General features: G+C 62.8%; 14 protein-coding genes and 1 tRNA gene. 8 read left to right on the plus strand and 7 right to left on the minus strand.

From position 1 onward, the window contains the following. The first annotated feature begins 50 nt into the window (after positions 1–50). Both AC0L15_RS01635 and AC0L15_RS01640 read left to right on the plus strand, forming a co-directional pair. Positions 51–473, plus strand: coding sequence for a VOC family protein (locus AC0L15_RS01635; RefSeq protein ID WP_023799742.1), 423 nt, complete (start codon positions 51–53; stop codon positions 471–473). Positions 474–584: 111 nt separating this feature from the next. Next, positions 585–1,496: an arginase family protein gene (locus AC0L15_RS01640; protein ID WP_353813027.1), complete on the plus strand. Its 912-nt coding sequence runs from the start codon at positions 585–587 to the stop codon at positions 1,494–1,496. 3 nt (positions 1,497–1,499) lie between these two features. Here AC0L15_RS01640 and AC0L15_RS01645 read toward each other — a convergent pair whose 3' ends face one another. Then, positions 1,500–2,447 carry a S1C family serine protease gene (locus tag AC0L15_RS01645; protein WP_287246474.1) on the minus strand — a complete coding sequence of 316 codons (948 nt, stop codon included), beginning with the start codon at positions 2,445–2,447 and terminating at the stop codon, positions 1,500–1,502. Between the two features lie 272 nt (positions 2,448–2,719). On the opposite strand from AC0L15_RS01645, the gene AC0L15_RS01650 reads away from it, so the two are divergent. Continuing rightward, on the plus strand, positions 2,720–3,592 hold the full coding sequence (locus AC0L15_RS01650) for a S1C family serine protease (protein WP_287246475.1): 873 nt from the start codon (positions 2,720–2,722) through the stop codon (positions 3,590–3,592). Between the two features lie 8 nt (positions 3,593–3,600). Further along, a complete protein-coding gene (locus AC0L15_RS01655; protein WP_287246476.1) occupies positions 3,601–4,251 on the plus strand; it encodes a helix-turn-helix transcriptional regulator in 651 nt (216 codons plus the stop codon). Between the two features lie 92 nt (positions 4,252–4,343). On the opposite strand, the gene AC0L15_RS01660 is transcribed toward AC0L15_RS01655, so the two are convergent. Further along, complete coding sequence (locus AC0L15_RS01660; RefSeq protein ID WP_287246477.1) at positions 4,344–4,610, minus strand: type II toxin-antitoxin system VapB family antitoxin; 267 nt, start codon at positions 4,608–4,610, stop codon at positions 4,344–4,346. 167 nt (positions 4,611–4,777) lie between these two features. On the opposite strand from AC0L15_RS01660, the gene AC0L15_RS01665 reads away from it, so the two are divergent. Next, complete coding sequence (locus AC0L15_RS01665) at positions 4,778–5,644, plus strand: SDR family oxidoreductase (protein ID WP_287246478.1); 867 nt, start codon at positions 4,778–4,780, stop codon at positions 5,642–5,644. Between the two features lie 288 nt (positions 5,645–5,932). Here AC0L15_RS01665 and AC0L15_RS01670 read toward each other — a convergent pair whose 3' ends face one another. Continuing rightward, on the minus strand, positions 5,933–8,020 hold the full coding sequence (locus tag AC0L15_RS01670; protein WP_287246479.1) for an OmpA family protein: 2,088 nt from the start codon (positions 8,018–8,020) through the stop codon (positions 5,933–5,935). A gap of 211 nt (positions 8,021–8,231) precedes the next feature. Between AC0L15_RS01670 and AC0L15_RS01675 the strand changes: the two genes are divergently transcribed. Together AC0L15_RS01675 and AC0L15_RS01680 are read left to right on the plus strand one after the other, a co-directional pair. Next, on the plus strand, positions 8,232–8,678 hold the full coding sequence (locus tag AC0L15_RS01675) for a YcgN family cysteine cluster protein (RefSeq protein ID WP_287246614.1): 447 nt from the start codon (positions 8,232–8,234) through the stop codon (positions 8,676–8,678). Between the two features lie 253 nt (positions 8,679–8,931). Continuing rightward, positions 8,932–9,294, plus strand: coding sequence for a hypothetical protein (locus AC0L15_RS01680; protein WP_287246480.1), 363 nt, complete (start codon positions 8,932–8,934; stop codon positions 9,292–9,294). 183 nt (positions 9,295–9,477) lie between these two features. Here AC0L15_RS01680 and AC0L15_RS01685 read toward each other — a convergent pair whose 3' ends face one another. Then, complete coding sequence (locus AC0L15_RS01685) at positions 9,478–10,188, minus strand: SIMPL domain-containing protein (protein ID WP_287246481.1); 711 nt, start codon at positions 10,186–10,188, stop codon at positions 9,478–9,480. Between the two features lie 238 nt (positions 10,189–10,426). Here AC0L15_RS01685 and AC0L15_RS01690 point away from each other — a divergent pair. Further along, positions 10,427–10,502, plus strand: a tRNA-Ile gene (locus AC0L15_RS01690). A 107-nt stretch (positions 10,503–10,609) separates the two neighbouring features. On the opposite strand, the gene AC0L15_RS01695 is transcribed toward AC0L15_RS01690, so the two are convergent. The 3 genes from AC0L15_RS01695 to AC0L15_RS01705 all read right to left on the minus strand — a co-directional run bounded on the left by AC0L15_RS01695 (position 10,610) and on the right by AC0L15_RS01705 (position 12,368). Next, positions 10,610–11,800, minus strand: a complete 1,191-nt coding sequence (locus AC0L15_RS01695) for a tyrosine-type recombinase/integrase (protein ID WP_473495825.1) — start codon at positions 11,798–11,800, stop codon at positions 10,610–10,612. Next, on the minus strand, positions 11,800–12,051 hold the full coding sequence (locus AC0L15_RS01700; protein WP_473495826.1) for a helix-turn-helix domain-containing protein: 252 nt from the start codon (positions 12,049–12,051) through the stop codon (positions 11,800–11,802). Before AC0L15_RS01700 ends, AC0L15_RS01695 begins: the two co-directional genes overlap by 1 nt. A gap of 65 nt (positions 12,052–12,116) precedes the next feature. Next, on the minus strand, positions 12,117–12,368 hold the full coding sequence (locus tag AC0L15_RS01705; RefSeq protein ID WP_473495827.1) for a helix-turn-helix transcriptional regulator: 252 nt from the start codon (positions 12,366–12,368) through the stop codon (positions 12,117–12,119). Between the last annotated feature and the right edge of the window lie 141 nt (positions 12,369–12,509).

Here is a 12,509-nt window from a genome sequence, read left to right on the forward strand (position 1 = left end):
TAATGCGTATTTGCATGCAGACTGTATGTTATTTGACGGGAGAAGGAAAGATGAAGACGACAAGCTATTACCCGGTGCTGATGACGGGCGACGTTGCCGGCACGAAGGCCTTCTATGTCGCGCACTTCGGCTTCAAGCCGCTGTTCGAGAGCGACTGGTACGTGCATCTGCAATCAACCGAGGATCGCCGCGTCAATCTCGGCATCGTCCAGGGCGATCATGAAACCATTCCTGAGGAAGGGCGAGGCCGGACCTCCGGCCTGCTGATCAATTTCGAGGTCAAGAACCCCGATGCTATCTATGAGCGGGTCATCGCCGCCGGCCTGCCAATCCTGCGAACGCTCCGCGACGAAGCCTTCGGCCAGCGCCATTTCATCACCAAAGACCCCAATGGCGTGCTGATCGACGTGATCAAGCCGATCCCGCCGAGCGCCGAGTTTCTGGAGCAGTTTGTTGAAGGCGCGGCGGGCTGAGCGGGATAGCGGCTGGCAGGAATTGTCTGTAGATATCACCTGAAGCCTCCAGCCGCGTGGCCGACGACGTCTTTGCGGTCTATGCTGAACTCATCAGCCTGGGCCCATTCCATGCGTGAAATCTGCCTTGTCCGCGCGCCCTCAAACCTTGGTTTGCGTCCGCTGAGGCCAGGTCATATTCCGGGGACGTGGCGTGCGCCGCAGGCATTGACGGAAGCCGGCCTGATCGAGACGCTTGCGCCCCTCAAAGTCGTTGATCTTGATCGGCCTGCGTATAGCACGGAGCCGCAGCCCGGCACCCGGCTGCGCAACGGCAGTGCGATACGCAGCTTCAATCTCGGACTCGCCGAAGTGGTTGCCGGCGCGCTGAGACGAGGCGAGTTCCCGCTGGTCGTCGGCGGCGACTGCGCGGTCCTGCTTGGCGCGCTGGCTGGCGCACGGCGGTCTGGTCCGATGGCACTGGTCCATGTCGACGGCCACAGCGATTTCCGCCATCCGGGCAATTACGACGTCGATGCTTCACTCGGCTCGGCCGCCGGCATGGACCTTGCGCTCGCAACCGGACGCGGTGAGCCGTTGCTGACCGACTGGCCTGAGATCGCAAGCCCGCTTGTTGCGGACGAACAGGTGATCCAGATCGGCGAACGCGAGAACCGCGACCCCGACTTTGCCTGGCCGGATATCAATTCGACCACGATGACGCTGATCGATGTCTTTGCCGTGCGAGAGCTTGGCGCGGCAAAGGTCCTGGAAAAGACCTGGACCGCGCTGGCGCGAACCGGCTGGGCCTATTGGGTGCATTTCGACGTCGATGCGCTCGACCAGACGGTGATGCCGGCGGTGGATTCACCAGGCAGTCCCGGCATCGATCCCGACGATCTCGTCGTCATCCTCGCGGGGCTGGTGGCGGACCCGCGCTGCACCGGCATGGACATGACCATTTTCGATCCGGACCTCGATCCGACCGGCGAGCTGGCAGTGCTGCTGGTTTCGCTGCTTGGCCAGATGTTTGCGCCGCGTTAGTTGTCAGGCCCGCGCCTCCGGCATCAGCGTGACCTGAGTAATGCCGGAGCGGCGCACCACCGTGCACAGCGTCTCGCGGCCGATGCGCTCGGCGTCGAGCAAGCGCACCAGATCGTCGACGCCGGTGACCGGGCGGCCGTCGATGGCGGCGATGATGTCGCCCTCTTTCAAGCCTGCTCTGGCGGCCGGGCTGTTCGCCTCGACACTGCGCAGGCGCACAGCCGTGCTGCTCGACACTTGCGACAAAAGGGCGGCGCGACGCGGCAGGTTTGTCGTATCGGCGGAGACACCGATGAAGGCGCGGCGGACGCGGCCGAAGCGGATGATCTCGGAAATGACGAAATTGGCGGTGTTGGAGGCAACCGCGAAGGCAATGCCTTGCGCGCCATGGATCATGGCGGTGTTGACGCCGATAACCTCGCCCGCCGACGACACCAGCGGTCCGCCGGAATTGCCGGGGTTGAGCGCTGCGTCGGTCTGGATGACATCGTCGATCAGCCGGCCGGTGGAGGCACGCATCGAGCGGCCCAGCGCCGAGACGACACCTGATGTGACGGTCCATTCGAAGCCGAGCGGGTTGCCGATGGCAATGGCGATCTGGCCGCGCCGCAGGCGCTTGGAATCGCCGAGCGGTGCAATATCGGCAAAGCTGCCGTCGGCACGCACCAGCGCGATGTCGGTGTCGGGGTCGCGGCCGAGAACACGGCCTTCTCTGGAGACGCCGTCCGGCATCGTAACACGGACGCTGCGGGCATCGCCAACGACGTGGAAATTGGTGACGACCAGCCCATCCGGTGTGATGACGAAGCCGGAGCCCAGGCCGCCGGCACCACCGATGCGCTCGATGCGGCAGACGGCGGGACCGATGCGGTCCACGGCATCAGCGACCGTTGCCGAATAATCGTCGAGCAGCGCATCGTCGAACTGCAATTGCTGGGCGGGGAGGGACATGGCAGGGCTCCGTGTCTTTAGAGCAAGATGAAGGATGCCTATATGTGCGGAGCGGCCGGATCGGCCGCGACCTGACCAGATGGCCAGTCCAACGCCCAACTAGCCGTCAGGCGAGTACCCGCCAACGCGCTGCCGAGCGATATCTGGGTTAGAGCGACGAGCGTCCATTGGGCGCTCAAGCACGCTCTAAGACTTTGAGTTCTCGCATCGTGCTTTCCGACAAATCGATGCCGATTTTCGGGACGATGCGAAAAAAGACCCAGGAGACCGACATGAGCGACTTCAATCTGAGCGCATTTTCCGAGGCCATAGCCGATATCGCCGCCGCAGCGGCGCCGGCGACGGCGAGCTTCGCTACGGATCAGCATCGCACCGCGACCGCCTTCCATTGGCGCGACGGCTATTTTGTCGCTGCCGAGGAGGCGGTTGAGGCCGGCGAGGAGATCGAGCTGACGCTTTCTTCGGGCGACAAGGTGAAGGCTGAGCTGGTCGGCCGCGATCCATCCACCGGGACCGCCCTTCTGAAGCCGACCGGCGCACCGGACGTGCGACCGCTGGCCGAGGCAGGCACGGCGCGGCCGGGCCATCTTGCCATTGCCGTCGGCAATAGCGACGGTGCGTCGCTCGCTGCATTCGGAACGGTTGGTGAGGTCGGTCCGGCCTGGCGCTCGATGCGCGGCGGCACGATCGACCGGCGCATCAATCTGGCCGTCAATGCCGGTGGCCGTTTCGAGGGCGGCCCGGTGCTCGACGCCAAGGGCGCACTGATCGGCATGCTGCTGTTCGGGCCGCGCCGGCGGGCGCTGGTCATGCCTTACGAGACGATCGAACGGGCGGTGGCGACACTGCGCGAGAAGGGCCATGTCGCGCGCGGCTATCTCGGCGCCGGCCTGCATCCAATCCGCACCGGCGACACGCAAGGCGCGATGGTGATGAGCCTCGACGACAACGGCCCGGCGAAGGCGGCCGGCCTGCATCTTGGCGACATCATCGTGTCGTGGAACGGCGAGGCCGTGCATGGCCCGCGCGAGCTGATCCGCAGGCTCGGGCCGGACAGCGCCGGCGCGTCGGTGACGCTCGGCGTGGTGCGCGGCGGCGAATGGCGCGACGTCGTGCTGACCATCGGCGAAAAGCCGCTAAACTGAGAAGATCGATGGCAAGTCACAGGATCACGGGGCGGCGGCTGACGGTGCTGATCGCGCTCGATGACGTCGTGCGCGCCGAGCACCTGTCCACCGCTCTTGCCGCGACCGGCGATCTGCTGCCGATTGTGGCCGGTAGCAGCAATAGCGCCGACAGAGCGGATGTCGCGATCGTCGATGGCGTTTACCTGGAAAGAGGCGGCGTGGAAGGCGGGCCCAACGATCCTGCGATACCTCGGGTGCTCCTGTCGCAACGAGCGAGCCGGCAGCGGCCGGCCGATACCGTGTTTGCCGTACTGCCGGCGGCAGCGGACGATCTGCTGATCGCTGCCGCCGCGCGACTGGCGGCGGCTGGCTATCGGATCTCGGGCGAGGGCCGCCCCTTGTCCGATCGGCATGACGATTTTGCTTTCCATGACGACGACCTCTCCGACGTGGAGCCGGTCGGCGACAGCGCCGGCCGGCCGGTGCTGTCGCCGCGCGAGAGCGAAGTGCTGGCGCTTTTGGCCGAGGGCGCGCCCAACAAGGTGATCGCGCGGCGCCTGAACATTTCCGTGCATACGGCGAAGTTCCACGTCGCGGCGATCCTGATCAAGCTAGGTGCGGCCAACCGCACCGACGCCATCGCCATCGCCATGCGGCAAGGCCTGGTGCTGGTCTGACGGTGGACTACACAGCCGGTTCGATTTCCGTCAGCCGGAAATCGTCACCTGGTTCCGCACGTGAAATAACGACGAGGCAGAGGAGTCGATGATCATCGCGTCGGGATTCCGAGTTCGTCGTAGCCGAGGATTTCGACGTCGGTCATCGCATCTTGGCGTTTCGGTACCTGCGCGGCTCTTTCGGCGATCGCCATTAGGCGCTGAAAAGGGTCGTCGGGCTCGTCGCGCGGCACAAGCCGCTCGCGCGCAACCTCGCGATCGAGGCTTTGACGGATCGCTTCCGTCACCGACACGCGACGGCGGCGGGCAAGTTCCCGCGCCAATTGCTCGACTTCCGTGTTCTTGATCGACAGGGCCATTCTATATTCAACCTCATTCTACAGAATATGTATTACTCCGCCGTTGAGTCCATTGGATTCCGTGGCGGCTCCGCAGCGTCACCATCTCTCGATGCTCCCCGCTCTTGTATCCGGCGACGGCGCGGGCAAGGATCACGACCAACCGATTTGCAACGGAGGCGCAAGACATGTCGCTCAAGGGAAAGACGCTGTTCATCTCCGGCGGGTCGCGCGGCATCGGGCTGGCGATCGCGCTGCGCGCCGCGCGCGACGGCGCCAATGTGACCATCGCGGCCAAGACCGCCGAGCCCCACCCGAAGCTGCCGGGCACGATCTATACGGCGGCTGAGGAGATCGAGCAGGCCGGCGGCAAGGCATTGCCGATGCTGTGCGACATACGCGAGGAGGGGCAGGTGGCCGAGGCGGTCGCCAGGACCGTCGAAAAATTCGGCGGCATCGACACCTGCATCAACAATGCCAGCGCCATCCAACTCACCGGCACGCTGGAAACCGACATGAAGCGCTACGACCTGATGCACCAGATCAACACACGCGGCACCTTCCTGGTTTCCAAAATGTGCATTCCGCACCTGAAGTTGGCCGACAATCCTCACATCTTGAATCTGGCGCCGCCGCTCGACATGAAGGCCAAATGGTTCAAGAACCATGTCGCCTATACGATGGCCAAATTCGGCATGTCGATGTGCACGCTGGGCATGAGCGCGGAGTTCGCCAGGGACGGCATCGCCGTCAATTCACTGTGGCCGATCTCGACGATCGATACGGCAGCGGTGCGCAATCTTCTGGGCGGGGCGACAGTGGCGGCGATGAGCCGTTCGCCCGATATCATGGCCGATGCCGCGCATGCGATCCTGCTCAGGCCGTCGCGCGAAGCGACCGGCAATTTCTACATCGACGAGGAGGTGCTGCGCGCGGAGGGCGTCAGCAATTTTTCGATCTATGCGCCTGATGCGATAGGCCCGCTCGCCGGTGACTTCTTCGTGCCCGACGAGGTGTTTGCGAATTCGAAAACCAACGTGAAAAATATCTACTGACTGGCACCGGCATAGCCCTCGTTTCCCAACCGAAGCCGAAAACAAAACCCCGCCGGCGAGGGGGAACCGGCGGGGCTCATGTGTCCCGCTGGAGTCGGGACAGGGCAGGGAAGCCCTAGCCAGAATCTGGGGTGGACGACCTCGCGATTCAATGCCTGTTAAATCGCGACTTACATTCTCCTTCAACCTCGGCTGATTGCCGGAAATTGCCCAACCCGGAGAATCCGGGGTGGGCTATGTCTTCCCGCATAGATTCCAGAAACCAGTTCAGGTTCCTGGAATTGCGAGTTAATTCGCGCTGGCGACCGGCGCCACCAGCGAGGTGATGCGGCGGATGGCGACGCGACGGTTCTCGCGCTCCGGCTCCGACGTATCGACCTTGAGATACTCCTCGCCATAGCCCTGTGTCGTCAGGTTCTCCGGCGGGATGCTGAAGGCATTGCTCAGGGCTTCGGCGACCGCCTCCGCGCGACGGTCGGACAAAGCGAGGTTCGCCTCCGGCTTGCCGACGGCATCGGTATGGCCTTCGATCAGGAAGGTTTCCGCCGGGTTCTTCTCCAGCAGCTTCTCCATGGCGGTGGCGACGCCTTCCAGTTTCTGCACCTCGGTTTCGGGGATCGAGGCTGAACCGAATTCGAAGTTCAGCGTGTCGAGGTCGATGCGGCGGGCGATGTCGCGCACGCGGGCCGAGCGCTTGACCTCGTCGATCGAGTAGAGGCGCTGCACCCTCTCCACCGGCGGCTGTTCAAGGAAGGCATAGTAGTCTTCCGGATCCTCGACCTCCTCGGAATCCAGAATGTACTCCTCGCGCGGAATGTCGATCCGAATCGGCGGCAGGTCGTCGCCCGGATCGCGCCAGTCGCCATCGTCCTCGTAGTGCCGCTCGTCGACATAACTCAGCACATATTCGCGTCCATCGGGCGCGATGCGTGAGCGCTGGACGACGTCGCCGTAGCGGTTGCGGATGGTGACGATCTGGATTCCGTTGTCACGCTCGACGATTTCCCGGGTGCGATTGCTCGACAACTCCTCATAGTAGACGTTCCGCGCGCCACGCCGCATGCGCGGCGCATCGTCGCTTTCGACGATCGTCTGGTTGTTGAACTGGAGGATGACGCGGTCGCCGAGTTCCCTGACGACGTCGACCCCGCGCGGGCGTTCACGACGGCGGCGAATGTTTTCCTCGTCGGGCGCACGCTCAACGCGTCTGCCCTTTTCCTCCGTCGCCCGAACCATCCTCTCAAGCTTGATCGCCTGCTGGGCCGCCCTGTCGTCGGTGGGCGGCGGTCCCTGGTCGACCGGAGCCGGCCTCGGGGCTTCCGCCTGTTCGCCGTCCTGCTGGGTGGGCTGACCACCCGCGTCCTGGCCGCCGGTCTCTTGCGCGTTGTCCCTGCCGCCCTTGCGCTTGCGCCTGGCATCCTTCTGGCTGTCGAACACTGGAGCCTCGCCTTGTGCCGGACCTTCGCCTTCGGCGGGCGCGGCCTGTTCGCGCTCGGCGGGCTGCTCGCCGGTTGAAGGCTGCTCGCCTGTCACCGGCTGTTCGTCGACAGGCTTCTTGCCGCGTTCCCTGGCCTGATCCCGGGGCTTGTCGCCCTCAGCGGGAGCCGTTTGCTGGTCGGTCGGAAGCGGCTCGGCCTGCTCGCCGGCTTCCTTGCTGGCTGGCTGTTCGGATGGTGCGGCTTCGATCTGCTGGTCCTGTTCCCGCTTCTTCCTGCGCGGCGTGACCTGCTCGTTGTCATTTGCGGGTGCGACCTCTTCGCCAGGCGCAGCCTGCTCGGCTTCCTGCTGCTGTTGCCGGTCGCGCTTCTTTCTGCGCGGTTCGGGCTGTTCGTCGCTGGCAGGCGCCGCCTGCTCGGCGGGCTTTTCGGCAGGTGCTGCTTCCTCCTGCTGTTGCCGGTCGCGCTTCTTCCTGCGCGGTTCGGGCTGTTCGTCGCTGGCAGGTGCGGCCTGCTCGGCGGGCCGTTCGGCTGGTGCGGCTTCCTCCTGCTGTTGCCGGTCACGCTTCTTCCTGCGCGGTTCGGGCTGTTCGTCGCTGGCAGGTGCGGCCTGCTCGGCGGGCCGTTCGGCCGGCGCGGCTTCCTCCTGCTGTTGCTGCTCGCGCTTCTTCCTGCGCTGACCGCCCTGCTGCTCCTCGCCGGAAGGAGCGGCCTGTTCCTCGCGCTTCTTGCGAGGCTTCTGCTCCGGTTCCGCCTGCGGTGCGCAGCCTTCCGCCGACTCGCCTTCGGGGCAATTCGATTGCACGGGGATCAACGGCGTGGCGGTATTCTGCGGTGGGTCGAACGCGGCACTGCCCTGCAACGGGAATGCGCCCAACGGCGCGGACGCCATCAGCAGGCCAAGTGCCGTGCCTGCCAGAATCCGTGGTTGGCGTTTCATTAAAAATCCTCCTTTGGCGTCCCATCCCGGCCCAAACTGTTCATCAACCGGATTGGTTCCGGTTAGCGGGCATTAACGGCTACGAAGGGCAATTGGCCGGCGTTTTGAAGGCGACTTCGTGTTATTCCTATGGTGCCGGCCTATGGTGCCGGCGGGGTCAGCGTCTGTTGCGGTGCTTGACCTTCACCCGGTCAGGGGCCACATCCCGACGATGGAAACGCCGTTCTGGAAAACCAAGACGCTCGAGGCGATGACCCCGGCCGAGTGGGAATCGCTTTGCGACGGCTGCGGCAAATGCTGCCTGTCGAAACTCGAGGACGAAGACACTGGCGCGATTTACTGGACGAGCGTCGGCTGCCGGCTGTTCGACGCCGAAACTTGCCGCTGCTCCGATTATGCCAACCGGCTGGCGCGTGTCCCGGACTGCGTCGGTCTGACGCCGCAGAATGTGCGCTTCATCAGTTGGCTGCCCAAAACCTGCGCCTACCGGCTGGTCGCCGAGGGCCACGATCTCTACTGGTGGCACAGGCTGGTTTCAGGCAGTGCCGAGACGGTGCATGAGGCGGGCATCTCCATGCGGGGCCGGGTCAGCGCCAGCGAGACCGATCTCGCCGAGCCCGACGACTATTTCGAGCACATGCTGGACGACGAGCCCTAGCGACGGGCCTTCAGGAACCGGAACCGGCTGCCCGACAGCGCGTTTTCGACCCAAATGGTTCAGAACCGACCGGATTGTTCAGAACCGGTAAGCCGAGAAGACTGCGCAATTGCTTGTTTCTACATGAACCAGAAATGAACGGCCGGTTCGTAAAAAGTTCAGATACGCAAGCGCATTCTCCTCGCCATCGGTTCGACCAAGACACATTGGTTCGATCAAAGGCGGGCGGAAGCCCTGAACAAGGAGAGAAGACATGTTCAACACGATCAAGACGGTGGCCCTTTCGGCGCTTATCGGCCTCGGCACGCTTGCCGCCATCCCCGCCACAGCCCATGCAGACAGCATCTATCTCGGCTTCGGCAACAACGACGAACCGCGCGTCGGCGTCTATTCCGGCGATGACGATGGTTACTACCGCGAACGCCGCCGCGAACGCGACTGGCGCCGGTCCTGCTCGCCAAATCGTGCCCTCGGCAAGGCAGAGCGCATGGGTCTGCGCCGCGCCCGTATCATCGACGTCGGCCGCCGCACCGTGAAAGTGGCGGGCCGCCAGTATGGCGACCGCGTCGTGGTCGTGTTCGCCAATGAGCGCGGCTGCCCGGTCCTCTACCGGTAAGCGTTCGCACGTTGCCGACCGGCAATGGCCCACTTGGTAGTATGACCTTCTGCGAAGGTCGGTCTGGAGTAGAGCCCCCTGAGATAGAAGGGTGAGGCTCGAAAAAAACCCGGAGGACCAGTCCTCCGGGGTTTTTCATGCAGCAAAGTCAATGTTGCTGCAACAGCCGCCTTCAGCGGGCGGTCACTTCAACTCGAAAGTGACTGTGACCTGTACCGCGTAGGAATTCTCGCCAGCCTGCACCGGAACCGATTCGCGGGCCGCATCAAAGGCCTTGGCGGTCATCGGTATCGGCGGCGGCGCGACGTTCTGGTCGGTGATTTCCAGCACCCGCCCGATGCTGACGCCGGCGGCTTCGGCCAGCGCCCTGGCCTTGGCCATTGCGTCGGCGACCGCCTTCTTGCGGGCTTCGGTGACAGTTGCCGTTGGATCCTCGTTGGAGAACGAGATGCCGCCGCCCTGGTTGACGCCGAGCGATACCGCCTTGTCGAGAATCTCGCCTGTCCTGTCGATGTCGCGGATGCGCACCGAAAGCGTGTTGGTCACCTGGTAGGCGATGAGTTCGGCCTCCTGGCTGCCGTCCGGTTTGTTGGTATAATTGTAGCGCGGGCTGATCTGGATGCCGGCTGTCTGCAGGTCGCGCTCCTTGATGCCGGCCGACTTCATTGCGGCGATCACCGAGGCCATCGCGTCGTTGTTGGCATCGAGCGCGGCACGCGCGGTCTTGGCCTCACGCATGACGCTGAGCGTCAGCAGCGCCAGATCGGGGGCCGCGGTCGCTTCGCCTTCGCCAGTGACGACGATCCGGGGCTGCGGCGGCGAATCGGCCGCGCCGGCCATCGCCGGAAAAGCGATTGCGGCGGCGAGCGCCAAGGGTAAAAGATGTCTGGTCATAAAAATCTCCTCGGTCTGCGATCCAGTCGCGCTTGTCGACTACCGCATCGGCCCAAGAATCGGAATCGATTTCGGGAAGCGCGATTGCGTAGGTTTAAAGCGTTAGAGCGTTTTTTGCGCGTCTAAGTGGACGCACGTCGCTCTAATGTCTGAATATGGGCGGATTTGGACGATTTCGGCCAGCCCGTCCGGAAAGCCTTGTGCGGTTCGGGGAAAAACATTAATCCAGCCGCGTGTGGGGCCTGTAGCTCAATGGTTAGAGCCGGCGGCTCATAACCGCTTGGTTGGGGGTTCGAGTCCCTCCGGGCCCACCATAACCATTGATTTTATTGACAAAAACTGCCCTCGGCCCAAAACGTTTTGGGCTCATTATGGGCCCAAAGCAAACACCGTGGTCCCGGTTTGTTCCGACTCGATTTGATTATTTGACAATGCGGAGGTTTGCCCGCCGCTTCATGGCGTCACGCTTGGCCTCGCGCTCGTTGATGGCACGAACAATATCAACCGCGATCCGCTTCTTGTTGGCCTCACGCACATATTCATCTGTTACCGTCATGGAGGAATGGCCCATCGCCTCCATGATAGCCCGCGCTTGGATGTTGCATTCAGCGAGGTAGGTGCCGAAGGTGCGGCGCAGGCCATGGAGCGTGTAGCCGCTAGGAAGTCCCGCCTGCCGCGTCCAGTGCTGCATCATCCCCGTCAGGCTCTTTTCCGAAAATGACCTGCTATACGCGTTCTTTAAGACAGTGCCGCCCTTCGAGCGATCAAGCGGCTCCAAGGCCGCTGCTAGCTTGTCTACGACTGGAATGAACATCTCCCTCCCGCCATGGCGGTTGCGGTTTTTCTTCTGGCGGAAATCAAAGGCCTCGATTAGCACCAGCGAGCCGTCGAACAGTTCGATTTCTTCGGTCAAAAGATCGTCCCACTCAAGAGCAGCGATATCCCCGCGCCGATTTCCAAGCCAGAAGCCGAGTGCATAGCAGGTGCGTGCGGCTGTGCCGATTAGGTGTCGCTCCTCGTACCTTTCGCGCATCGCAATTGGCCAAGCTGGGTTCTTGGTCGATTTGGGCACCCGCACACGGATAGATAGCGATGGATCATCCTGCGGCTTGATCCATTTTTCGACATCGGTCGCGACCCATAGAAGCTTCTTGATGGCGACCAACATGTGTTTGGCGACGGTGCGGTTTGTCCTGAAGATGCCTTCAATGATGGCGCGAAGCCGATCCGCGTCGAGATGTTCGACAGGAGTATCGCGCCAGGTGAGTGGGTAGTTGGGATCGACCCGCAGGTTGAGAAAACGCTCGATCAGTCGCGCATTCTTCTGCTGCGTGGCTTCATCAAAATCCAGCCACTCCATTGTCGTTTCAAGCCGACGCGCGGCATGGCCAAAGGTTTTTGGCAGTGCCCGACCGGGCAAATCGATGATAACTGCCTTCTTGCCTTGACCCTGCGTGGCCTTCTCGTAAGCCGCCTCGAACTCCGGATCGCCGGGCTTACCGGGAAGGCGGAGTTCGGGCATGCCTTTTGCGCGGTAGCGATAAGCTAGCTTGCCGTTCTTGAGACGCGAAGAGACCCCAGGGTATCGCGCATCCTTGAAGGGCCTAGCCATCAAACCCTCCTTCCAGACTTCTGCCGCTGGTGCTCAACGCGCGGGGAGTTCTCCAGCATCGCCTGTAGCGGAAGGGCTTCGCTTTCGATGGCAACGCGCAGGAGCACCGGGTAAGGGAAGCCTCTGCCTTGCTCTACGCCTTCGAATGTGCGTTTCGGTATTCCCAGCACCTTAGCTGCGGCTTCGGCAGTGAATCCTCCCTTGGCCCGCCAGGCTTTCACTTCTTGTGCAATCTTCTCATTCTCGTTCACGTCACGCCCCTCCGTACGGCAACGATCATACGACGCCTGCAGCGTATACGCAACGAGCGTATTGGTTATCTTCTTTCTCTGTCCCGTCTGCTTCTTTCCAGCAGTTCTTGAAGACCGCTATCTTTATCCGGCAACGAGGTGAAAGCTATGTCGAGAGCCACCCGGTCCCAGACAGCGCGGCTGTTGATGCGCTTGGGCTTCGGCATGCGCCCATCGGCGACCATTTCATCAAAAAGCGTCGATCCGACACCGATGTAGCGAGCTGCTTCCTCACGGGTTAGACCTCGTGGGGGATACGAGATTGCATCACTTTTCATGGGCGCTGCCTCGCTCCTGAGCTCCTGGCGTGTTGTTGTCGAAAGCCACAAGTTGCATCCTGGGTTGCCATTCGCAGCGAGGGACCGTGTCGACTTAAAGAAAAAGAGCGCGTTAAGCGGAAGGGGCCTGACTAGGTTCGT

This window comes from Mesorhizobium sp. WSM4846, assembly GCF_055811415.1.